Raw genomic sequence first — 21,482 nt, 5'->3', positions numbered from 1 at the left:
TCGCGCGAGCGGCGCCCGGTCAGCGGGCAGCGGCGACCAGGTCCTCCCGCAGCGCCGCCACGAACCCGTCCACGTCCTCCTCGGTGGTGTCCCACGAGCACATCAGGCGGACCTCGCCGACGGCCGGGTCCCACACGTAGAACGGCCAGCGCTCCTGCAGCCGGGCGGTGGTCCCCGCCGGGAGCACCGCGAAGACCGCGTTGGCCTGGGGGGTCTGCGTGACCCGGGCGCCGGGGACCTCCGCGATCCCGGCCGCCAGCCGCCCGGCCATCGCGTTGGCGCGGCGGGCTGCCTCGAGCCACAGGTCCCCCGTGTGCAGGGCCAGCAGCTGCGCGGACACGAAGCGCATCTTCGAGGCCAGCTGGGTCGAGAGCTTGCGCACGAACCGGGGCTGGCGCACGGCGTCCGGGGTGAGCACCACGACGGCCTCCGCGCCCATCAGACCGTTCTTGGTCCCGCCCCACGAGACCACGTCCACGCCCGCATCGGTGGTCAGCGCCCGCAGCGGGACGTCCAGGGCCGCGGCGGCGTTGGCGAGGCGGGCGCCGTCCAGATGGACCGTCAGGCCCAGGCCGTGCGCGTGCTCGCAGACCGCCCGCAGCTCCTCGGGCGTGTAGACCGTGCCGAGCTCGGTGGACTGGGTGACGGTGACGACGCGGGGCTGGGCGTGGTGCTCGAAGCCGAAGCCGTGCGCCTCCCGGTCGATCAGCTCCGGGGTGAGCTTCCCGTCCGGGGTGGGCACCGCCAGCATCTTCACGCCCGCGACCTTCTCGGGGGCGCCGCACTCGTCCACGTGCGCGTGGGCCGTGGCGGTGCAGATCGCGGCGTCCCAGCGGTCGGTCATCGCCGCGAGCGCCACGACGTTCGCTCCTGTGCCGTTGAACAGGGGATAGCACTCCGCCTGCTCGCCGAAGTGCCGGCGGACCACGTCCTGCAGCGCCTCGGTGTAGGGGTCCGCGCCGTAGGCCCCCACGTGCCCGCCGTTGGCGGTCGCCAGGGCCTTGAGCACCTCGGGGTGGACGCCCGCGTGGTTGTCGCTGGCGAAGCCCTTCCGGGCGGGGTCGTGCAGGCGGGACAGGACGGAGTCGGTCACGGGTGGCCCTTCCGGTGGATCGGCGGTGTGCCGGGCGGCACTCGCACTCTACTCGCGCCCCCGCCGGGGCAGTCCGGTCGGCCCCCCCGCCCGGGACCGCCCGGCACGGGCCGTCGGTAGGCTCGGGGCATGCGCATCGTCCGGGCCGCCGCGGCGGTGGTCGTCGGGGAGGACGGCCGGCTGCTGCTGGTCCGCCGGGGCCGGGAGCCCCAGCGCGGGCGCTGGAGCGTGCCGGGCGGGAAGCTGGAGCCGGGCGAGACCGTGGCCGAGGCCGCCGTCCGGGAGGCCTTCGAGGAGGCCGGCGCCCGGGTCCGCGCGGAGCGCGAGCTGGGGGTGGTGCACGTCCCCGGGGGACCGGGCCTCGTGTACGAGGTGCACGACGTCGCCGCGACCTACCTCGGCGGTGTGCTGCGCCCCGGCGACGACGCCGACGCCGTGCGCTGGGTGGCCCCGGAGGAGTTGCCGGGGCTCGAGACCACCGACGGCCTGCTGGAGCATCTCGCCCGGTTCGGGATCCGCCCGGCCTGAGCGCCCGGCCCGGTCCGGACCGGACCCCCGGAGTCCGTCCCCGCCCGGAGTCTCGTCCGGGCCCGGGGCGCGTGCTTGGATAGGGGCATGGCACAGACGCGGGGTTTCTATGTCGACACCGTGGAGCGCACCACCACGGCGGACCGGGACGCGGTCTGGGCGGTCGTCGAGGGCATCGGCGGCGAGCGCGGCTGGTACAGCACCGACCGCCTCTGGGCTGCCCGCGCCACGGCCAACCGGCTGAACCTCCCGCCCGGGCGGCTGCGCCACCGCGAGCACCCGGACCGCCTGGCGGCCGGGGAGCGCCTGGACTGGTGGACGGTCGAGGCCCTCGAGCCGCCGCGGCGGCTGCGGCTGCGGTCCGTCGTGCGGATGCCGGGGGACGCCTGGCTGGACATCTGCCTGGAACCGGGACCGGACGGCACGCTCGTCTACCGCCAGACCACGGTGTTCCGCCCCGCGGGCCCGGCCGGCCGGGCGTACTGGTACGCCATGCTCGCCCCGCACAAGGCCGTCCTGGGCCGGCTCGCCACGGACATCCTGCGGCAGGCGGGCGGTTAGGGCTCTTCCGCCCCGGCCGCTCCGGCCGTAGCGTGGACTCACCGGCCACCGTGACGCCCGGTGGACGCGGCCGGCGGCCGAGGGAGTGCCTCGGCACCGCTGCCGGGCGCAGCCTCCAGGAGAGTGCCGCCATGACCGCCGACGCCCCGTCCGTCCCCGACTCCCGCGCCCTGGCCGACGAGGCCGTCGCCCTGGTCCGCGAGTGGCTCGTGCGCGCCGCCGAGGGCCGCCGGCACCGCGACGGCGCCGCCGACCGGCTCGCCACCGTCCTCCAGGACCCGCACGGGCTCGAGTTCACCGTCGGCTTCGTCGACCGGGTGGTGCGCACCGAGGACGTGCGGGCCGCCGGGCGGGCCCTGCACGCGCTCGCCGAGATCGTGCCCCGCACCATGTCCGCGGCGGACCGCACCCAGATCCGGCTCGGGGCCGCGCTCTCTGCCTCGGCGCCCCAGGTGGTCGTCCCCGCCGCCCGCACCCGGCTCCGCCAGCTCGTGGGCCACATGATCGTCGACGCCCGCCCCCGGCCGTTCGGGCAGGCCGTGAAGAAGCTGACGGCCCAGGGCCACCGGCTCAACATCAACCTGCTGGGCGAGGAGGTCCTCGGCGTGGAGGAGGCGGACAAGCACCTCGCCGACGCCGCGGCGCTGCTGGACCGGGACGACGTCGACTACGTGTCCGTCAAGGTCTCCTCCGTGGTCCCGCAGCTGTCCCACTGGGGCTTCGAGGCGACCGTGGCGAAGGTCGTCGAGCGGCTGCTGCCCGTCTACCGGGCCGCCGCCCAGGCCCCGGCCGGGAGCAAGTTCATCAACCTCGACATGGAGGTCTACTCCGACCTGCACCTGACCACCGAGGTGTTCACCCGTCTCCTGGAGCACCCGGAGCTGCGGGGTCTCGAGGCGGGGATCGTGGTCCAGGCCTACCTGCCGGACGCGCTCGCGGTGGTGCGGCGGCTCTCGGCGTGGTCCGCCGCGCGGGTGGAGGCCGGGGGCGCGGGGATCAAGGTGCGGCTCGTGAAGGGCGCGAACCTCCCCATGGAGCGCGTGGACGCCGAGCTGCACGGCTGGCCCCTGGCCACGTGGAGCAGCAAGCAGGAGACCGACACCAACTACAAGCGGGTCCTCGACTGGCTGTTCGTGCCCGGCCGGATGACGGGGCTGCGGCTGGGGGTGGCCGGGCACAACCTCTTCGACATCGCCTTCGCCCACCTGCTCGCCGAGCGCCGCGGGGTGACGGAGCGGATCGAGTTCGAGATGCTCCAGGGCATGGCGGTCGAGCAGGCGAGGGCCGTGAGCGCCGACGTCGGGCAGCTGCTGCTCTACGTGCCCGCCGTGCGCCCGGCCGAGTTCGACGTGGCCGTGTCCTACCTCGTGCGCCGGCTCGAGGAGAACGCCTCGCACGAGAACTTCATGTCCGGGATCTTCGAGCTGGCCCCGGACAACGAGGTCTTCGCACGGGAGGAGCAGCGCTTCCGGGCCGCCCTCGAGGCGCTGGATCCGCGGCAGGACACCGCCCCGGCCCCCGCCCGCGCCCAGGACCGCACCGCGCCCGGCGCCGGGTCCGCGCACCTGCCGCTGGAGGAGCCCTTCCGCAACGAGCCGGACACCGACGTCTCGGTCCCCGCGAACCAGGCGTGGGCGGACGGGATCGCGGCCCGGATCCCGGACCGGTCCTGGTACGAGGCCCTGGCCGTGCCCGACCCCGTCGGCGCGCAGGACGTCGAGCGGCTCGTGCGCACGGGACGGGACGCCGCCGAGGGATGGCACGGCCGCGGCGCCCGCGAGCGGGCGGAGATCCTCAACCGGGCGGCCGACGTCCTGGCCGCCCGCCGCGGGCACCTGCTGGCGGTGGCCGGCGCGGAGGCGGGCAAGACCCTGGGCCAGTCGGACCCGGAGGTCTCGGAGGCGATCGACTTCTGCCGCTGGTACGCCCGCCGCGCCCTCGAGCTCGAGACCGTGGACGGCGCCCGGTTCGTCCCGGACCGGCTCGTGCTGGTCACCCCGCCGTGGAACTTCCCGCTGGCGATCCCCACCGGCTCCACGGTCGCGGCCCTGGCCGCCGGCGCCGCCGTGCTGCACAAGCCCGCCCCGGAGGCCCGGCGCTGCTCGGCCGCCGTGGTCGAGGCGCTGTGGGAGGCCGGCGTGCCGCGGGACGTGCTCCAGCTCGTCGACTCCGTGGAGGGGGAGGTGGGGCAGGCCCTCGTCTCTCACCCCGGGGTGGACCGCATCGTCCTCACCGGCGCCTACGAGACGGCCCGGCTCTTCCAGTCCTGGCGGGCGGGGCGGCCGATGACCGCGGAGACCTCGGGCAAGAACGCCCTGGTCATCACGCCCAGCGCGGACCGGGACCGGGCCGTGTGGGACCTCGTGACCAGCGCGTTCGGCCACGCCGGGCAGAAGTGCTCGGCGGCCTCCCTCGGGATCCTCGTGGGCAGCGTGGCGCGGTCCGAGCGGTTCCGCCGGCAGCTGCTGGACGCCGCGTCCTCGATGGTCGTGGACTGGCCGCAGAACCTGCAGGCCTCGGTGGGCCCGGTGATCGCCGAGCCCGGCGAGAAGCTGCACCGCGCCCTGACCCGCCTCGACCCGGGGGAGCAGTGGCTGCTCGAGCCGCGGCAGCTCGACGACACCGGGCGGCTGTGGCGGCCCGGGATCAGGACGGGGGTGGCCCCCGGCTCCTTCTTCCACCGCACCGAGTGCTTCGGCCCCGTCCTGGGGCTGATGGAGGCCGCGGACCTGCAGGAGGCGATCGAGCTGCAGAACGCCGTCGAGTACGGGCTGACCGCCGGGCTGCACTCCCTGGACCCCGACGAGGTCAGCACGTGGGTGGAGCTCGTCGCGGCCGGCAACCTCTACGTCAACCGCGGCATCACCGGGGCGATCGTCCAGCGCCAGCCCTTCGGCGGCTGGAAGCGGTCCTCGGTGGGCCTGGGCGCCAAGGCCGGCGGACCGAACTACCTGGTCCAGCTCGGCTCGTGGCAGAAGGCCCCCTTCGCGGAGGCCTCCTCCGAGCAGGCCGGCACGGAGCTCTCCGCGTCCGTCGCCCACCACCTCGCGGAGCTCCGCCCCCTCGTGCCCGAGCCGGACGCCGCCTGGCTGACCGCCTGCGCCGAGCAGGACCAGGCGTGGTGGGACAGGGAGTTCGGCCGCGCCCAGGACCCCACCGGCCTGCAGTCCGAGGCCAACCTGTTCCGCTACCGCCCGCGCGACGTCGTCGTGCGCGCGGCCGAGGACGCCCCGCTCACGGACGTGATCCGGGTGGGGCTGGCCGCCGTGCGCTCCGGCGCCCGCGCGGTCCTCGTCCCCGCGGGGGAGGTCCCCCCGGAGGTGCAGGAGCTCTTCCGCTCGGTGCTGGACCCCTGCGGTGACGAGGCCTTCGCCCGGGTCGCCGCCGACTGGTCCGATCCGAGCGGGGCCGGACGGATCCGGGTGGTGGGCACCGCGCCGGGCCTGGCCGAGGCGCTCGCCGAGCGGCCCGAGGTCGCTCTGCTCACCGGGCCGGTGGTCGGCGCCTCCCGGGTGGAGATGCTCCCGCTGCTCGCGGAGCAGGCCGTGTCCGTGACGATGCACCGCTTCGGGAACCCCTCGACGGACGCCGAGACGGTGGTGCGCCGGCTGATCGCGTCCTCGCCGGGCCTGGGCACCCCGGCGCCACCGGTCGACATCTAGGCGTCGCCCCTGGTGGGAACGAGGCGCCGGTGCGAGGCTGAGCCCATGCGCGCATCCCTGAGGTACCTCGCACTGGGTCTGGCCGGAGCGCTCGGCGTCTCCGGCACCGTTCTCGGCGGCTCCGCGGCCGTCGCGCACGACGATCGGCAGCACGGGGGCCGGGGCTCGCCCGTCACCGCCGAGCTGCCCAAGGTCCCCGTCATGACCGGCGGCGGCGGCGCGGTCTCCTCCGTGGACCCGCTCGCGAGCCAGGTCGGCATCGACGTGCTCGAGCGGGGCGGCAACGCCGCCGACGCCGCCGTGGCCGCGGCCGCGGCCCTGGGCGTGACCGAGCCGTACTCCGCGGGCATCGGCGGCGGCGGGTTCTTCGTGCACTACAGTGCGGAGACCGGCGAGGTCCGCACGGTCGACGGGCGCGAGACGGCCCCGGCCACGTTCACGGAGGACGAGTTCCTGGGCGAGGACGGCGAGCCCCTCGACTTCGCCACCGTGGTCAGCTCCGGGAAGTCCGTGGGCGTGCCCGGCACCCTGGCCACGTGGGAGACCGCGGCCGAGGAGTTCGGCACGATGGACCTCCACCGGCTGCTGCGGCCCGCGGAGCGGATCGCCGCCCGCGGCTTCGTGGTGGACGAGAACTTCCAGGAGCAGACCGCCCAGAACGCCGAGCGCTTCGGGAGGTTCCCCGAGACCGCGGAGCTGTTCCTGCGCGACGGCGAGGCGCCCGCGGTCGGCACCGTGTTCCGCAACCCCGACCTCGCCCGCACCTACGGCACCATCCGGCACGAGGGCACCGGCGCCTTCTACGACGGGTCGATCGGGGCGGCGGTCGTCGACGCGAGCCGGGAGCCCGCCACCGCCGAGGGCGTGGAGGTGCTCCCCGGGGAGCTGACCCTCGAGGACCTGGGGTCCTACGAGGCGCTGCTGAAGGACCCGGTCTCCACCGAGTACCGCGGCCTGGAGGTCTACGGCATGGGGCTGCCCAGTTCCGGCGGCATCACGGTGGCCGAGACCCTGAACCTCCTGGAGGCCTACGACGAGCGCACCGGGACGGGCTTCGACGAGGTCTCCGGGACCCAGTACCTGCACCGCTTCTCGGAGGCCACGGCGACCGCCTTCGCCGATCGCAACCGGTGGATCGGGGATGTGGAGGGCGTGCCCGTGGCGGAGCTGCTGAGCCAGGAGTTCGCCGACGAGCGCGCCTGCCTCTTCGACCCGGCCGCGGCCCAGGAGCGGCCGATCCCCTTCGGCGAGCCGGACGGGGACTACGCCGCCTGCGGGACGGCCGCGGCCCGTCAGCCCGAGCCCGTGGGCGGCGTCTCGACCACCCACCTCAACGTGGCCGACCGGTGGGGCGACGTGGTCTCCTACACCCTCACCATCGAGCAGACCGGCGGCTCCGGGATCACGGTCCCGGACCACGGTTTCCTGCTCAACAACGAGCTGACCGACTTCAACTTCGCGCCCGTCACCGAGGGCGTGCCGGACCCGAACCTGCCCGGCCCGGGCAAGCGGCCCCGCTCGTCGATGAGCCCCACGATCGTGCTCCGGGACGGGGAGCCGTGGATGTCGGTGGGCTCCCCGGGCGGCGCCACGATCATCACCACGGTGGCGCAGATCCTCACCGGGCACATCGACCGGGACCTCGCCCTCGTCGACGCCGTGGCCGCGCCCCGGCTGAGCTCCCGCAACGGGGCCGAGGAGGTGGACCTCGGCCTGGCCGAGTCCGAGGTCGGCCGTCAGCTGAGCGATCTGGGTCACGAGCTGGTCCCGCCCCCGCGCCGCTGGATCGGCAACGCCTCCGCCATCCGGATCCTCGGCGACGGCCGCTTCGAGGCGGCGGCCGAGACCGAGCGCGGCTACGGCGGCTCCGCCATGGTGGTGCACCCCGAGCCGTGATGCCGCCCTGTGGCTGACCTGCCGCTGACCTGCCGCTGACCCGCCGCTGACCCGTCGCTGAGGCCCCGGGCCCCGTCCGCCGCGGACAGGGCCGGGGACCGCCGGAACAAGTCCTAGGCTGGGTCCGGACCGCGCGTCCCGCGCCACGTCCGTCCGACCCAGGAGCCGCACCGTGTTCAGCCACCCGCCCGCCGACCGCCCCGGCCCCTCCGAGCCCGTCGTGCCGGGGGACCCCGCCCTGGACGACCGGTGGCGGGCGGCCACGGCCGGGTGGCGCCCGTCCTCGATCCGCCCGTCCTCGATCCGCTCGGGCGAGCCCGACCGCGTCCGCGCCTGGGTGCGCCACGCCTGGGAGGGCCTCGCCGGCGGGGGTGTCGACGGCGCGGCCGCCGGGCCGGAGGACGACGACGCCGTCGGCCGGCGGGTGCGCGACCTGATGACCGTCGCCGCGCTGTTCGTCCTCCAGGAGCGCTTTCTGGCCGTCGCCGCCGGTGAGCCGGCCCCCGCCGGGGCGCCCGACCCCCGCCGGGACGGCGCCCCCCTGGGCGACGACGAGGTCCTGGCGGTCGTGCGGCAGACGTGGGACGTCGATCCGGCGGAGGAGGGGACGGGGGGGTTCGCGGCGGAGCTCGCCGGGTTCCTGCAGGACCACCTGGACGAGCTCGCCGAGGAGGTCCGCGAACGGCTGGTGGACCGGCGCGGTCCCACCCAGGTGTTCGCCGAGCTGTGGAGCCTCGAGCACGTGGACGAGCTCGAGCCCGCCGACCAGGAGGGGGAGCCCCTGTTCCCCCTCCCCACCGACGACATCGCGTGGATCGTCAGCGGCGTCCCCGGCCCCGAGAAGCACACCGCCTGGGAATGGCTCACCCGCTGAGCCGGACCCCGGCCGCAGCGGCACCGGAATAAGCCGGCCCGCCGACGACTTTTATGGATGCATCCACAAAATCTGCGACGAGGAGCCCCGCATGACCATCCAGCTCGGCCTGAACACCTTCGGCGACCTCTACCCCGGGCCGGACGGGCGGATGCTCGGCGGGGCGCAGGTGATCCGCAACGTCGTGGCCGAGGCGGTGCTGGCCGACCAGGTGGGACTGGACTTCTTCGGCATCGGCGAGCACCACCGGGAGGACTTCGCGGTCTCCTCGCCCGAGACGGTGCTCGCCGGCATCGCCACGGTCACGGAGCGGATCCGCCTGGGCTCCGCGGTGACGGTGCTCAGCTCCGACGACCCGGTGCGGGTCTACCAGCGCTTCGCCACCGTGGACGCCCTCTCCTCCGGCCGCGCCGACGTCATCCTGGGCCGCGGCTCCTTCACCGAGTCCTTCCCGCTGTTCGGCTACCCGCTGGACGAGTACGAGGCGCTGTTCGAGGAGAAGCTGCAGCTGTTCGACCGCCTCCGCAGCGAGGGCCGGATCGACTGGCAGGGCCGGCTGCGCGCGCCCATCCAGGGCCTGGAGGTGTATCCCAAGACCGAGGCCGGCGCGCTGCGCACGTGGATCGCCGTGGGCGGCTCGCCAAACTCGGTGGTCCGCGCCGCCCACTACGGGCTGCCCGTCATCTTCGCGATCATCGGCGGCAGCCCCTCGGCCTTCGCGCCCTTCGCCGACTACTACCGCCAGGCCCTTGAGCACTTCGAGAAGGAGCCGCAGCCGGTGGCCTTCCACTCCCCGGGTTACGTCGCGGAGACCGACGAGCAGGCCCGCGAGGAGTTCTTCCCGCACCAGGCGTACACGCACGCCCGGATCGGCAGGGAGCGCGGCTGGGGCCCGCTGACCCGTGCGGAGTTCGACGCCATGTGCGGGCCGGAGGGCGCCTACTTCGTGGGCTCCCCGGAGACGGTCGCCCGCAAAATCGTCCGGTCCTCGGCGGCGCTCGGCGCCTCGCGCTTCGACCTCAAGTACGCGGTGGGCACCCTGGACCACGCCCGGATGCGGCGCAGCATCGAGCTCTTCGGCACGGAGGTGCGCCGCTACGTCGAGGACATGACCGCCGACCTGCCCGCGGGCACCGCCGCGTAGCCCCGCGCCCCGGCGGCCGGACCCCCGGGCGGGCCGCTCAGAGCCGCGTCGTGACCGCGTCGTGGGGCAGGGTGACGAGCACCGTGGTGCCGACGCCCGGCTGCGACCGGACCTCGAGCGCGGCCCCCGCGGCGTCGGCGATGTCCCGCATGATCCGCAGGCCCAGATGGCCCTCGGGGGAGCCCCGGGAGTCGTCGAAGCCGGTGCCGTCGTCGCTGATCGTCAGCACCGTGGCGCCGTGCTCCACGCCGAGGCGCAGGCTCACCGTGGACGCGTGGGCGTGCTTGGAGATGTTCGCGAACGCCTCCCGCGCCACCTTCAGGAGCATGCCCTCCTGCTCGGGGGTGAGGAACACCGCGGGACCGATCTGCACGGACGTGTCGATCCCCCGCTGGGCCAGCGGGTCCGCGAGCCGGGCCAGGGCCTTCGGCAGCCCCAGGGTGAGCAGGTCCGGGGAGTACAGGGCGGTGGTGATCCCGCGCAGGGTGCGGAGGCTGCCCTGCAGGATCGTCCGGGACCGGCCCAGCGCACTGCGCTGCTCCGGGACGTCGGCCGTCATCTCCTGGGCCTCCAGGGAGTAGGACAGGCCGGCCAGGTCCTGGATCACGTCGTCGTGCAGGTCCCGGGCGACCCGCACCCGTTCCAGCTCGGCGGCGTCCACGGCATGCTGGAGCAGCTGGGCGCGGGCCGTCCGGTGGTCCTGGATCCGGCGGGCGAGGCTGACCGCAGGGGCCAGCTGTGCGAGCTGCAGCAGCGCCAGGGTCAGGAGGACGACCGGGGCCATGCCCAAGAGCACGGAGCGCTGCTCGTCCCGCACGATCGAGTCGTCGTAGTACGCCTCGAAGACGAGCTGCTCGCCGCCGGCGGGGACGAACCCCACGTAGACCTCGACCAGGTCCCCGGCCCCGGACTCGTGGGAGTTCTCCGCCGCCTGCTGGTGCTCGATGGTGGCGACCCCCTCGCCCCGGGCCACGAGCTCCTCGTCCCACGAGGGCGGGCCGTAGTTCTGCCCGATGAGGGAGCGTTCGTCGGAGTACAGGACCGTGCCGTCCGCGTCCCAGATCTTGATCCGGTGGATGGTGCCGTCGGCCAGCCACGGCTGCAGCCTGACGTCCAGCTGGGCCGTGGCGGCCGCGTCGCCCGCGAGCAGGTCGTCGGTGATCAAGGGCGCCACGGCGTAGGTGGCCAGCCGCTGGGTGATGCGCAGGACGCTGTCGACGGCGTGCTCCTCGGCGACGGCCCGGATCCACCACGTTGCCGGGACGGCCGCGACGAGCAGGACCACGAGCCCGGTGAGCAGGAAGCTGCGCACGGCTGCCCGCACCTCGGACCGGTCGGTCGGCGGGGCCGGCGGGGGCAGCGGCCAGTCGTCGAAGACGACCGTGGCCCCCGGGTCGGCGCGGTCCGCGCGCGAGAGCAGGCGTCTCATGGTCGGGCCGTCAGCAGGCCGAGCCTCGAGGCCACGGCGACAGCCTCCAGCTGGGAGTGCGCTCCCAGCTTGACCAGGATCGTCTTCACGTAGCCGCGGCAGGTGTTCGGGGTGATGTTCAGCAGCCGTGCGTTCGCGCCCACGCTGTGCCCCTCGGCCATCAGGCGCAGGACCTGGAGCTCGCGCCGGGTGAGCGCCGGCACCCCGGCGTCCGGCCGCCGGGCCGGATCCGTGGTCGCGAGCAGTGAGGGGTGGACCGCCATCGTGCCGCAGCGGGCGCTGCGGATGGTCTCCAGCAGGGTCGCGAGCGAGCCGTCCTTCGGCAGGAACGCGCAGATCCCGGTGCTCGCGGCGGCCTCGAGGACGTGCTGGGCGGGGTCGCCGGTCAGCATGACGATCCGGGTCCCTGGCTGGTCCCGGAGGATCCGGGCGGAGGCGGTCACCCCGTTGCCCCCGGCGAGGTGGTAGTCCATGACCACCACATCGGGCCGCAGCGCCGCGCACAGGCGGACGCTCGACTCGACGTCGTCGGCCACGCCGACGCCGCACAGGTCCGGCTCCTGGCCCAGCGCGCCGGTCAGCAGCTCCGCGAACGTGGTGTGGTCGTCCACCACCAGGATCGAGGTGCGCGCCGCGCGCCCCTCCGCAATGTCATCGTCCATCTCGGACCAGCCCCCCGGCAGTTCCCGTACTACGTGTGGGTAGTATGCCGATTGCAAATCATGGACACCAAGCGGGCGGGTGTCACCTGTTTGGGGGTTGACAAGGGGATATTCGGTTCGGAAACGCCGTCGGCTGCACCAGCTCACGACTCCGCCCCCTATGCGGCCGTGCTCAGGCTGCGGCCCAGGAAGGCCTGGAGCACCGAGGCCGCCTCCTGCCGGGCGAGCGGGACGCGGGCGCCAGGGATCCAGTCGGGGTCGCCGGCCCGGCTGTGGAGCACCAGGAGGGCCGTCAGGGCCTGGCCCAGCTCGTCGCCGGTCGCGGCCGTGGCCTGCAGCATGCGGGTGTAGGCCAACTGCAGCACCCCGGACGGAGCGCATCCCAGCTCGTGGTCCAGGGTCCGCCGGCACTGCTCGTAGGCCTGCAGGCCCTCGACCGAGCGCCCAGCCCCTTCGAGCCCGAGCACGAGCACGGTCCAGGCGCGTTCGTGCAGGGGATCGACTGCGACCACCTTCCGGGCCTGGACCACGGCTTCCTCGCAGCGGCCCAGCTCGAGGTCTGCCTCGGCCAGCAGCACACGGGCCTCGGTCACACGAGCCGCGAAGGCGCTGCGCTGGGACTCGATCCACTCGCAGTCCTGCTCGTCCTCCAGCAGGGAGCCCGAGGCCATGTCCAGCGCGCGGTGGAGCAGCAGATCCGCCTCCCGGGCGGAGGAGCACATCGCAGTCTCCAGCAGCCGCTCGAAGCGGGGCAGGTCCAGATCCACCAGGGCGGCGTCGATGACGTAGCCGCCGTTCGTGGTCCTCAGCGGTCCGTTCCTGCCCTGCCCGGGCTGGAGGTGCCGGCGCAGAACGCTGACGTAGCTCTCCAGGTTCGCGGAAGCCGCCGCGGGCGCGTCGTCCCCCCACAGCAGATCGACGAGTCGTTGCTTCGACACCGGTGTCCCCAGGTGCAGGAGAAGGATCTCGAGGATCCGCCGCTGCCGGGGACCCCCCAGCTCCTTGGACGTCAGGGTCCGGCTCCCGCGCCGGACCACCAACGGACCGATGACCTGCACCGACAGCCGGGCTCCCGTGGGGCCGTCTGCGGCCGTTACGTTGCTATCGGAAATATCCATGGTGATCACTCCCCCCCGAAGTGCCTTCACTATGGCGGTCGGCTCCCCTCGGCCAACAGCACCGGATGGGGGGTGGGGCACCCCCCATCCGAGGGGTGTGCCAACGGGAACGACCGGCGCGCAGGGCGCCGGCCCCGGGAGTCCGGGACTCGACTCGACCGCCTGGAAGCAGCCCGCCCCGAGGGCCGGACAGGCCCGACCGCAGCCTTCGCAGGCACTGGTCGGCGACATGGAACGTCATGAACACGGGGTGGCTGTCCCCCGACTGGACGACGTGCGGAGGTGATCGGTCCGCACCGCAACGTTTCTCCAAGGTTCCGTGCCGAGCGTGGGGTCATGACCACTCAGGAATCAACAGCCGTCATCGACACCCCACCGGCCCGGCGGAGACGCCACCGCTGGATGCCGCCCGCGCTGTTCCTGCTGGCGGTCCTCCTGGTGCTCACGCACGGTGCCCTCTCCGCGGAGAAGGAGCCGGGCACGATGCTCGGCGCCTCCGGGTCCGTGCCCGGAGGGCTCGCGCGTCTCAACGGGGTCATGCCGTACACGCAGTTCGTCGCCCAGGAGGGACGGGACGTCCCGGCGGAGCTCACCGGAGACGTTCCGAGCGGCGCCCACCTGGTGGTCGTCCTGCTGGAGCTCACCGCCATGGAGCCCGAAGGCCTGGAGTTCGACGCCGACGACTACGTGGTGGAACGGCTCGGGGGCCGCACGTCGCAGGTCGCCTGGGCGTCGCCGCCCGAGGCCCCGCTCGCGCAGAACGAGACCGTGCAGGCGGAGCTGGTCTTCGAGGTGCCCGACAAAGCCCTCGAACTGACCCTCGCCGGAGCCGGCGACGTGCGTCTGTCGATGGGTACCGAACACCACAGCGGCAGCAGAGGACGCTGACCGCACGGAACGACCCGGTCGGGGGACAGGTCGTTCCATCACATGTCGTGACCAGAACGCGGGACCGCGCGGAGCGCAACGGTCCCGATCCAAGGGGGAGCACCATCATGGCCGTCTCGAGAAGAAATGTCCTGCTGCTGGGCGGGCTGGGAGTCGCGGGTGCGGCTCTGGGCGTGCCGACGACAGCGGTCAACGCCAAGTCGGCGAGCGCGCTCGCCGACTCCCTGATGCCCAGGCCGTTCCGCACCGAGTTCGCCCAGGCGCCCGTCCTCGGTGCTGACGACCCGCTCGGCCGGCCCACGATTGATCCCGTCGACGGGAAGCCCATCAAGTACTATACGGTCACGGAGCAGGCCGCCTCGGCCCAGATCCTGCCGAAGGTGGGTCTCCTGACTCCGATTCTCGGCTACAACGGCATCTTCCCGGGCCCCACGATCGACGTCTACCAGGGCACGAAGGTCGAGCTGACCGTGGTCAACAAGCTGCCGCGCCAGCACGCCCTGGACGGTCACAGCCTGGACACGTCCACCCACCTGCACGGTTCCGCGTCGCTGCCCCAGTACGACGGCTATGCCAGCGACATCACGCGCCCGGGGTTCCAGAAGACGTACAAGTACCCGAACTTCCAGGGCGCCAGGACCCTGTGGTACCACGACCACGGGGTCCACCACACCGCGCTCAATGCCTATTCGGGGCTGGCGGGGCAGTACCACATGCACGATGCCAACTCGGAGCGGCTCCTGCCGCGCGGGAAGTACGACGTCGCGCTCACGGTCTCCGACGCGATGTTCGCCGCCAACGGATCCCTCGGCTACGACGACAACAGCCGGTCAGGGCTGTGGGGGGACGTCATCCTCGTCAACGGCAAGCCCTGGCCCGTCATGAAGGTGCAGAAGCGGGTCTACCGGTTCCGTTTCCTGAACGTCTGCATCTCCCGGTCCTTCCGGCCCACGCTCAGCACGGGCGACCCGCTCGTCATGGTGGCCACGGACGGCGGGCTGATGCCGAGCGCCCAATCGGTCCGCGAGTACCGGCACGCCAGCGCCGAACGCTACGAGTTCCTCATCGACTTCAGCAAGTACCGGACGGGACAGCGGATCGAGCTGCGCAACCTCTCCAACGACAACAACGTCGACTACGACTTCACGAACAAGATCATGGCCTTCGACGTCGTGGACGAGCCCGTGGACACGTCCGACCCCACCTGGAACCGGATTCCCACGACGCTCGCCGGCAGCGAGGTGATGGATCTGCAGGAGAGCCAGTCGACGAGGAGACGACACTTCCGGGTGAAGCGCGACGACAGCACCTGGACGATCGACGGGGAGACGTGGGCGGACGTGATCGCCAGCAACTACCGCAAGGTCATGGCGGAGGTCGAGCTGGGGGCCACGGAGATCTGGGAGTTCGAGAACTCCTCGGGCGGGTGGTTCCATCCCATGCACATCCACCTCATCGACTTCAAGATCATCGGACGCAACGGCCGGGCTCCGTTCGCCTATGAGAAGGGGCCGAAGGACACCGTCTATGTGGGCGAAGGGGAGACCGTCCGGCTGCTCATGAAGTTCGGACCCCACCAGGGCCGGTACATGGTGCACTGCCACAACCTGGTCCACGAGGACCACGACATGATGTCGCAGTTCCAGGTCGGCGAGTCGGCGGACCCGGATCCCAACGACCCGATGACGGCGGCACCGGCGGTGCCGGCGGGAACGAGCACCACTCCTTCCCCTTCCCCTTCCCCCTCGCCCTCACCGTCGCCCTCGCCGTCGCCGTCGGTCTCGCCGTCGCCGTCGGTCTCGCCGTCGCCGTCGGCCTCGCCGTCACCGTCGGCCTCGCCGTCGCCCACGCCCACCAAGAAGTCCGGGAAGAAGACGCAGACCAAGGGTCCGCGTGCCGGCAGATGACGTGGACCTGTCGTATCAGCCGCACGGGCGCAGCGGACCCGCTGTCCCGAGAAGAGAGGATGAGCTGACATGGTGCAGCTGAGACCCGCCCCCGTCCCGACCCGGCAGAAGCCGGACCGGACACGTCACCGGCCCATCGGGCCGCGGACGGTCTGGGCGGTGCTGCTGGGCCTGGCCCTGGTCCTGGCCATCCGGGTCTGGTTGATCGAACCCGTGGTCGTCGCCTCGGACAGCATGGAGCCCACGATGGGGCAGAAGAGCGTGGCGCTGCTGCTGAAGCTCGATCCCGATCCCGCCGCGGTGTCCGCGGGCACCGCGGTCGTCTTCCCCCACCCCGACGACGGCAGCATGACCGTGAAGCGGGTGGTGGCCACCGGCGGACAGACCGTGGCGATCGAGGACTCCCTCCTCGTCGTCGACGGCAGGACGGTCGACGAGCCGTTCGTCGACCACAGCCGGATCGACGGCACCTACTTCGGCCCGGTCACCGTCCCCGACGGACACGTCTTCGTCATGGGCGACAACCGGGGGGTGTCGGTCGACTCCCGGCACTTCGGCACCGTTGCCGCAGAGGACCTGGAAGCCACGGTCCTGCTGCCCCGGCCCTGAGCCAGCCGCCGTTCGACGACAACCGCACCAGCGGGTCCGGGACTCGCCACTCCCCTCGTCCCGGGCCCGCTCCTCCATGTCATGAACGGGGCATCCGCAAGGTATTTCCAAGACCCGCACCGTTGTCTGTTTGCACATGCACCAGCTGGGGGAGAAGGGCATCCGATGAAAACCACGAAGAGGATCCGCGTGCCGGAGGAGACGGCGGCGGAGGGCGTCTCGCGCAGAGGCGTCCTCACCGGCGTGATGGCCGGCCTGGCCGCGCTGCCGGTCACAGGGCAGGCCCATGCCGCACCCAAGGCGCCCACACCCAAGGTCCCCGCGCCCACGGCTCCCGCCGCGGCCCGAGTGCTGAGCGCGGCCCGGTCGGGCCACGGTACGGGGGCGCCGCGCGGCTCCGACATCGCGGTCACCGCGGGGCGGACCAAGGAGGGACGCTTCGGGGTCATGTTCAAGAAGCTCCCGGCCTTCGCCCCGAGCGACGACCTGCTGGCGGATCTCGCGCAGCAGATGGTCGACCGCACCCCGCCGCTGGCCGACGTCTCGCTGAGCAACGACGGGTTCGACAACCCGGACATACCCGCCGGCTACGCCTATCTGGGGCAGTTCATCGACCACGACATGACGCTCGACAAGACGCCCATGCCGCAGCAGGACATGGACCCGAAGGGACTCACCAACTTCGACACCCCCTTCTTCGAGCTGGGCTCCGTCTACGGCAGGGGGCCGGCCGCCGACCCTCAGCTCTACGACCCGGCCGATCGGCGCCGGATGCGCATCGGGCAGAACCACGACGGTTTCCCGGACCTGCCGCGCAACGCGGACGGCACCGCGATCATCGGGGACCACCGCAACGACGAGAACCTGATCGTCGCCCAGTTCCACCTCACCTTCCTGCAGCTGCACAACAGATTCGTGGACGAGGGCAGGACGTTCCAGCAGGCGCAGCAGCTGACCCGGTGGCACTACCAGTGGCTGATCGTGCACGACTTCCTGCCCCGCATGGTGGGCGAGGAGCTGGTGGCCGGCATGCTCAAGCCGCGCAGGGGCGGACCGACCGGGGTGGACTGCAGATTCTACAAGCCCGGCAATCCCACCCGGCCCATGATGCCCATCGAGTACTCGGTGGCCGCCTACCGGTTCGGCCACAGCATGATCCGCGCCGAGTACGAGATGCACGACGCGGTCACCATTCCCTTCTTCGGGCACCCCGCGAACGACCTGCGCGGGTCCCGCCCGCTTCCGACCAGAGCCCGGGCCGACTGGAACTACTTCTTCGACGTCCCCGGAATGAGTGAGCCGGACGACCGCAACATGACGCGGCTGATCGACACCAAGCTGGCGCTCCCGCTCAACGAGCTCCCGCCGACCGTGGTGCAGCACGTCGACGGCGCCATCCTCTCCCTGGCCCACCGGAACCTGGTGCGGGGCAAGCGGCTCGGCCTGCCGGCCGGCCAGGACGTCGCCAGGGCCATGGGCGTGGCGCCGATCCCCAACGACAGGCTCGGGCTCACGAACCCCGGCTGGAACGGCCGGGCACCGCTCTGGTACTACATCCTCAAGGAGGCTGAGCTGCTCGGCGGCAGGACGCTGGGCCCCGTCGGCGGGAGGATCATCGCAGAGGTGATCCTCGGCATCCTCTCCCTGGACCGCACGTCGTTCCTCAACGCCCGGACCGGATGGGCGCCTGCGAGGACACCGTTCGAGTGCGGCGACTTCCTCGAGATGGCCGGTGCCCTCGAAAACATGCCGGTCGGCGACGAGGACGAGGACCCGGAGGTCGAGCTGCCGGAGGAGGACCCCGAGGACGAGCACCCCGAGGACGAGCTCCCCGAGGACGAGCTCCCCGAGGGCGCCTGACCCGCCTGCTGTGAGTACACGGAAGCGTGTACCGTGAGGGTATGTCCTCCGTCGCCCCCACCCACACCTCGGCGCTGTCCCGGCTGGGTGCCGCCCTCTCCGACGAGACGCGCCTCCAGATCCTGCTGGCCCTGCGCGACGCCCCGGGCCGCCCCTCGGAGCTGGCGCGGGCCCTGGGCGTGTCCAAGCAGGTGATGTCCAACCAGCTCGCCTGTCTGCGTGGATGCGGGCTGGTGACGGCCTCCGCCGAGGGGCGCAGCACCTGGTACCGGTTGGCCGATCCCCGCCTCGGCACGGCGCTGGGGGACCTGTTGGAGCTGGTGGTGACCGTGGACCCCACCTGCTGCTCCCCGACCGGATGCACCTGCGCATGAGCTCCCGCACACTGGGGCCCGGCCCCCTCACCTCGGCACGCCGGGCGGTCCTGCACCGGCGGGTGCGCCTGATCGTGGCCGGCACCATCACCTACAACGTCCTCGAGGCCGTCGTCGCCCTGACCGCCGGCACCATCGCCTCCTCCGCCGCGCTGATCGGCTTCGGGCTGGACTCCGTCGTCGAGGTCCTCTCGGCGGCGGCGGTCGCCTGGCAGTTCGCCGCTCCCGACCCGCACCGCCGGGAGAAGGTGGCCCTGCGGGTGATCGCGTTCTCCTTCTTCGGCCTGGCCGCCTTCGTCACCGTCGATGCGCTGCGCGCCCTGCTCGGGACCGCCGAGCCCGAGCACTCCCCGGTCGGCATCGGACTGGCCGCCGTGAGCTTGGTGGTCATGCCGCTGCTCTCCTGGTTCGAGCGCCGCACCGGCCGGGAGCTGGGCTCGGCGTCGGCGGTGGCCGATTCCCAGCAGACCCTGATCTGCAGCTACCTCTCGGCGGTACTGCTGGTCGGACTGCTGGTCAACAGCACCCTGGGCTGGTCCTGGGCCGACCCGCTGGCCGCCCTGGTCATCGCCGGGTTCGCCGTGAAGGAGGGGCTGGAGGCCTGGCGGGGGGACGCTTGCTGCACCCCGGTGGCGGTGCTCGTCGGTGACGACGAGGACGGCGACGGGTGCGCCGGCGCGTGCGGCCGCGGCTGCTCCTGCTGCGCCCCCTGACCCCTCGGCCGCCGGTCCCTGCGGGCGGCCGGCCCCTGTCCGGGCGGGAGCGCGCACAGGGGCCGGCCCGTGTTCCGATGATCTGCGGAACACGGGCCGGCCTGGGGCGTGACTACCTGTCGGGTTCTACCGGGTCAGCATCGTTCCCTCTGCCACGCCGCCGCCCGTGGACTGCACCAGGACGTTGGCGACCTGCTGGGCGGGCCCGGGCTTCGCTCTGAGCGACCAGGCGCCACTGGCGTCCACCGATGCTGTGCCGATGTATGCGTCGGTGTCAGCGTTGTAGATGTTGACGTGCGTCGCAGGGCGGAGTCCATTGGCAGTGTCCCTGAGGACGGACGTGCCCGTGATCCGGATCTCCTTGCCGAGCCGGTGTCGAGACTGATTCTCCGTGACGGTCACGATGTCGTTGCTCTCGACATTCACTGTCACTTCGTCTTCCGCAGTCTCCCCGTTCGCGCCAGTGGCGACCAGCTTGATGACAGCCGGTCCACTGGCCTCGGGCGTCCTGGCCGTGGTCGTGGTGAAGACGGCCGGGACCTCGATCGTGGGCTTGGTCGTATCACCGTTCGTGATGTTGACTTTGGTCCCGCTCAGCTGCGTCCATTCGTACGTCACTCCGTCCTGCGGAGCGCCGGCGTCCAGCTGCAACGATCCACCGCGGAGCACCGGATCCGCGACGGCGGCGATCTCTGCCGTCAACGGGGCGGGCTCGGGGTCGGTGCCGGGTTCGGTGCCGGGTTCGGTGCCGGGGTCGGTGCCCTGGTCGGGGTTGTCGGGAGTGTTGTCGGTGACCGGGCCGGGATCCGGCTGAGGATCGGCCGGGTCGACGCCGGCGGGGCTCGCGTCCCCGCCTGTCACCACCACGGGCACAGTCGTCTCGCCCTTGCCGGCGGCGGAGACGGTGACCTCAACCGGCGGCGCGACGGTGGGGAACTTGCCGTCCGTGCCCGCCGTCAGGGGCCCGAATCCCTCGACCTCCAACTCAGTCGCGGAAGTCGAGGTCGCCGTGACGGTCAGGTCCGTGCCGTCGTAGGTGGCGCCCGTGGCGACGGAGACGTCCGCGACGGCCACCTCCGCGGTGCTGACCGGGTCGTCGCCGATGTTCCTGACCGTCACCGTCTCCGGGGCCGGCCCGGTGAGCGGGATGCGCGCGTAGGCGCGCTCGGAGTCGCCCTCGTCCTTCTCCATGGGGATGGTCTCGAACGCCCCGTCCTGGCCCACCACCTCGAGCTGGTCCCCGCGGCTGGTGGCGAAGACGTCGAGGTGGTCGCCATTGACGACGGCTCGATCGGCCTGCACCCCGTGATTGGTGGAGATCTTGCCCATCACCGAGAACTGGTCGTTCGTAGCAGTCTCACCGGTTCGGGTCTCCACCTCGAACGTGTTGCGCAACGGCCCGCCCGTGACGGCGTGCTCCACGTCAGGGTCGCCGAGGTAGCCCTCCGGGGCTCCGCTGTCCCACTGCAGGAACGGGCCGATGTCGCCCTTGCCGGGAGTCGTGAAGTTGCCGATGGCCGGCGAGACGTCCTCCACGAGCCGTCCGCGGCCCCGGTCGTCGGTGTCGATGGTCACCGTGCCGTAGGGGTGATGGAAGGTCAGGGTCGTGAAGGGCTCGGCATCGTCCACATCGACTCGTTGACGGGAGAAGACGACCTGATCTCCTTCCACCACCTGCTCATTGGCCCACGCGGCTTCCACCGCCAGTGTGAGCGTGGCTTCCCCGCCGCCCGGGATGTCGATCTCCGACCCGGCGAGCATGTAGAAGGATTCCCCCGGGAAGTTGTCCGGGAACACGGTGGGCTGCGCCGGATCGAAGCCCTCCTCGGGCACGAAGCCACAGAGCGGATCCGTCCCGTCCAGGCATAGTTCCGTGCGCAGACCGTTGGCATCCTCGTACCATGCCGGATATCCGTGCTCGGAACTCACCGGCCCTGGCGTCAGCCGGGGGGCAGCGGAGGGGTTCCGCACCGTCACTTCTGTAGCGGCGGTCGAGGCGCTGATGCCGGTGGCCCCGAGCAGGAGCGCGGCGGCGGCGGCGACCGTGCGGCGGCCGCGGGGGTGCTGTGGCGGGTCCCGCAGCAGTTCGCGGGGCCCGGTGGAGGTGCTCATGATGTCTCCTCAAGTAGCGGCGGTGCTGATAGCGCGAATATGCAAAAGCGCA

General features: G+C 72.5%; 17 protein-coding genes. 12 read left to right on the top strand and 5 right to left on the bottom strand.

Translation table 11 applies throughout. The annotated features are described in order from the left end of the window. Positions 1 to 19 precede the first annotated feature (19 nt). Positions 20 to 1,093: a low specificity L-threonine aldolase gene (locus RF644_RS02390; RefSeq protein ID WP_368795212.1), complete on the bottom strand. Its 1,074-nt coding sequence runs from the start codon at positions 1,091 to 1,093 to the stop codon at positions 20 to 22. 129 nt (positions 1,094 to 1,222) lie between these two features. On the opposite strand from RF644_RS02390, the gene RF644_RS02385 reads away from it, so the two are divergent. The 6 genes from RF644_RS02385 to RF644_RS02360 all read left to right on the top strand — a co-directional run bounded on the left by RF644_RS02385 (position 1,223) and on the right by RF644_RS02360 (position 9,758). Continuing rightward, the gene (locus tag RF644_RS02385) at positions 1,223 to 1,621 is read left to right on the top strand and encodes an NUDIX hydrolase (RefSeq protein ID WP_368795211.1); all 399 of its coding nucleotides are present in this window, start codon (positions 1,223 to 1,225) and stop codon (positions 1,619 to 1,621) included. 87 nt (positions 1,622 to 1,708) lie between these two features. After that, positions 1,709 to 2,182 carry a DUF2867 domain-containing protein gene (locus RF644_RS02380; protein WP_035925446.1) on the top strand — a complete coding sequence of 158 codons (474 nt, stop codon included), beginning with the start codon at positions 1,709 to 1,711 and terminating at the stop codon, positions 2,180 to 2,182. A gap of 131 nt (positions 2,183 to 2,313) precedes the next feature. Beyond that, positions 2,314 to 5,844, top strand: coding sequence for a proline dehydrogenase family protein (locus RF644_RS02375; protein ID WP_368795210.1), 3,531 nt, complete (start codon positions 2,314 to 2,316; stop codon positions 5,842 to 5,844). A gap of 45 nt (positions 5,845 to 5,889) precedes the next feature. Next, complete coding sequence (ggt, locus tag RF644_RS02370) at positions 5,890 to 7,740, top strand: gamma-glutamyltransferase (protein WP_368795209.1); 1,851 nt, start codon at positions 5,890 to 5,892, stop codon at positions 7,738 to 7,740. 172 nt (positions 7,741 to 7,912) lie between these two features. After that, complete coding sequence (locus tag RF644_RS02365; RefSeq protein WP_368795208.1) at positions 7,913 to 8,614, top strand: hypothetical protein; 702 nt, start codon at positions 7,913 to 7,915, stop codon at positions 8,612 to 8,614. 91 nt (positions 8,615 to 8,705) lie between these two features. Beyond that, positions 8,706 to 9,758: an LLM class flavin-dependent oxidoreductase gene (locus RF644_RS02360; protein ID WP_368795207.1), complete on the top strand. Its 1,053-nt coding sequence runs from the start codon at positions 8,706 to 8,708 to the stop codon at positions 9,756 to 9,758. 37 nt (positions 9,759 to 9,795) lie between these two features. On the opposite strand, the gene RF644_RS02355 is transcribed toward RF644_RS02360, so the two are convergent. From RF644_RS02355 to RF644_RS02345, 3 genes are all read right to left on the bottom strand, one after another. Next, on the bottom strand, positions 9,796 to 11,187 hold the full coding sequence (locus RF644_RS02355; protein WP_368795206.1) for a sensor histidine kinase: 1,392 nt from the start codon (positions 11,185 to 11,187) through the stop codon (positions 9,796 to 9,798). Beyond that, complete coding sequence (locus tag RF644_RS02350; protein ID WP_368795205.1) at positions 11,184 to 11,849, bottom strand: response regulator; 666 nt, start codon at positions 11,847 to 11,849, stop codon at positions 11,184 to 11,186. The genes RF644_RS02355 and RF644_RS02350 overlap by 4 nt, the downstream gene beginning before the upstream one ends. Before the next feature lie 158 nt (positions 11,850 to 12,007). After that, complete coding sequence (locus RF644_RS02345; protein WP_368795204.1) at positions 12,008 to 12,967, bottom strand: BTAD domain-containing putative transcriptional regulator; 960 nt, start codon at positions 12,965 to 12,967, stop codon at positions 12,008 to 12,010. Between the two features lie 336 nt (positions 12,968 to 13,303). On the opposite strand from RF644_RS02345, the gene RF644_RS02340 reads away from it, so the two are divergent. From RF644_RS02340 to RF644_RS02315, 6 genes are all read left to right on the top strand, one after another. Then, positions 13,304 to 13,855 (top strand): hypothetical protein, encoded by a 552-nt coding sequence (locus RF644_RS02340; protein ID WP_368795203.1) that lies wholly within the window; start codon positions 13,304 to 13,306, stop codon positions 13,853 to 13,855. Between the two features lie 107 nt (positions 13,856 to 13,962). After that, complete coding sequence (locus tag RF644_RS02335; RefSeq protein ID WP_368795202.1) at positions 13,963 to 15,762, top strand: multicopper oxidase family protein; 1,800 nt, start codon at positions 13,963 to 13,965, stop codon at positions 15,760 to 15,762. Between the two features lie 69 nt (positions 15,763 to 15,831). Beyond that, positions 15,832 to 16,371, top strand: coding sequence for a signal peptidase I (lepB, locus tag RF644_RS02330; RefSeq protein WP_368795201.1), 540 nt, complete (start codon positions 15,832 to 15,834; stop codon positions 16,369 to 16,371). A gap of 165 nt (positions 16,372 to 16,536) precedes the next feature. Next, the gene (locus tag RF644_RS02325; RefSeq protein WP_368795200.1) at positions 16,537 to 18,231 is read left to right on the top strand and encodes a heme peroxidase family protein; all 1,695 of its coding nucleotides are present in this window, start codon (positions 16,537 to 16,539) and stop codon (positions 18,229 to 18,231) included. 41 nt (positions 18,232 to 18,272) lie between these two features. Next, the gene (locus RF644_RS02320; protein ID WP_368795199.1) at positions 18,273 to 18,605 is read left to right on the top strand and encodes an ArsR/SmtB family transcription factor; all 333 of its coding nucleotides are present in this window, start codon (positions 18,273 to 18,275) and stop codon (positions 18,603 to 18,605) included. After that, positions 18,602 to 19,318 carry a cation diffusion facilitator family transporter gene (locus tag RF644_RS02315; RefSeq protein ID WP_368795198.1) on the top strand — a complete coding sequence of 239 codons (717 nt, stop codon included), beginning with the start codon at positions 18,602 to 18,604 and terminating at the stop codon, positions 19,316 to 19,318. Before RF644_RS02320 ends, RF644_RS02315 begins: the two co-directional genes overlap by 4 nt. A 126-nt stretch (positions 19,319 to 19,444) precedes the next feature. Here the strand turns inward: RF644_RS02315 and RF644_RS02310 are convergent, their stop codons facing one another. Then, a complete protein-coding gene (locus RF644_RS02310) occupies positions 19,445 to 21,430 on the bottom strand; it encodes a hypothetical protein (protein ID WP_368795197.1) in 1,986 nt (661 codons plus the stop codon). Positions 21,431 to 21,482 lie beyond the last annotated feature (52 nt).

This window comes from Kocuria sp. CPCC 205258 (assembly GCF_040981005.1).
Lineage (GTDB): Bacteria > Actinomycetota > Actinomycetes > Actinomycetales > Micrococcaceae > Kocuria > Kocuria rosea.
The sequence above is the reverse complement of the archived record's forward strand: the minus strand, read 5'-3'. Positions and strand labels throughout refer to the sequence as shown.

Excerpts from the sequence above, each read along its gene's own strand:
- RF644_RS02385 (WP_368795211.1), top strand. The coding sequence starts at position 1,223 with ATGCGCATCGTCCGGGCCGCCGCGGCGGTGGTCGTCGGGGAGGACGGC.
- RF644_RS02380 (WP_035925446.1), top strand. The coding sequence starts at position 1,709 with ATGGCACAGACGCGGGGTTTCTATGTCGACACCGTGGAGCGCACCACC.
- RF644_RS02375 (WP_368795210.1), top strand. The coding sequence starts at position 2,314 with ATGACCGCCGACGCCCCGTCCGTCCCCGACTCCCGCGCCCTGGCCGAC.
- ggt (WP_368795209.1), top strand. The coding sequence starts at position 5,890 with ATGCGCGCATCCCTGAGGTACCTCGCACTGGGTCTGGCCGGAGCGCTC.
- RF644_RS02360 (WP_368795207.1), top strand. The coding sequence starts at position 8,706 with ATGACCATCCAGCTCGGCCTGAACACCTTCGGCGACCTCTACCCCGGG.
- RF644_RS02355 (WP_368795206.1), bottom strand. The coding sequence starts at position 11,187 with ATGAGACGCCTGCTCTCGCGCGCGGACCGCGCCGACCCGGGGGCCACG.
- RF644_RS02350 (WP_368795205.1), bottom strand. The coding sequence starts at position 11,849 with ATGGACGATGACATTGCGGAGGGGCGCGCGGCGCGCACCTCGATCCTG.
- RF644_RS02345 (WP_368795204.1), bottom strand. The coding sequence starts at position 12,967 with ATGGATATTTCCGATAGCAACGTAACGGCCGCAGACGGCCCCACGGGA.
- RF644_RS02340 (WP_368795203.1), top strand. The coding sequence starts at position 13,304 with ATGACCACTCAGGAATCAACAGCCGTCATCGACACCCCACCGGCCCGG.
- RF644_RS02335 (WP_368795202.1), top strand. The coding sequence starts at position 13,963 with ATGGCCGTCTCGAGAAGAAATGTCCTGCTGCTGGGCGGGCTGGGAGTC.
- lepB (WP_368795201.1), top strand. The coding sequence starts at position 15,832 with ATGGTGCAGCTGAGACCCGCCCCCGTCCCGACCCGGCAGAAGCCGGAC.
- RF644_RS02325 (WP_368795200.1), top strand. The coding sequence starts at position 16,537 with ATGAAAACCACGAAGAGGATCCGCGTGCCGGAGGAGACGGCGGCGGAG.
- RF644_RS02320 (WP_368795199.1), top strand. The coding sequence starts at position 18,273 with ATGTCCTCCGTCGCCCCCACCCACACCTCGGCGCTGTCCCGGCTGGGT.
- RF644_RS02315 (WP_368795198.1), top strand. The coding sequence starts at position 18,602 with ATGAGCTCCCGCACACTGGGGCCCGGCCCCCTCACCTCGGCACGCCGG.
- RF644_RS02310 (WP_368795197.1), bottom strand. The coding sequence starts at position 21,430 with ATGAGCACCTCCACCGGGCCCCGCGAACTGCTGCGGGACCCGCCACAG.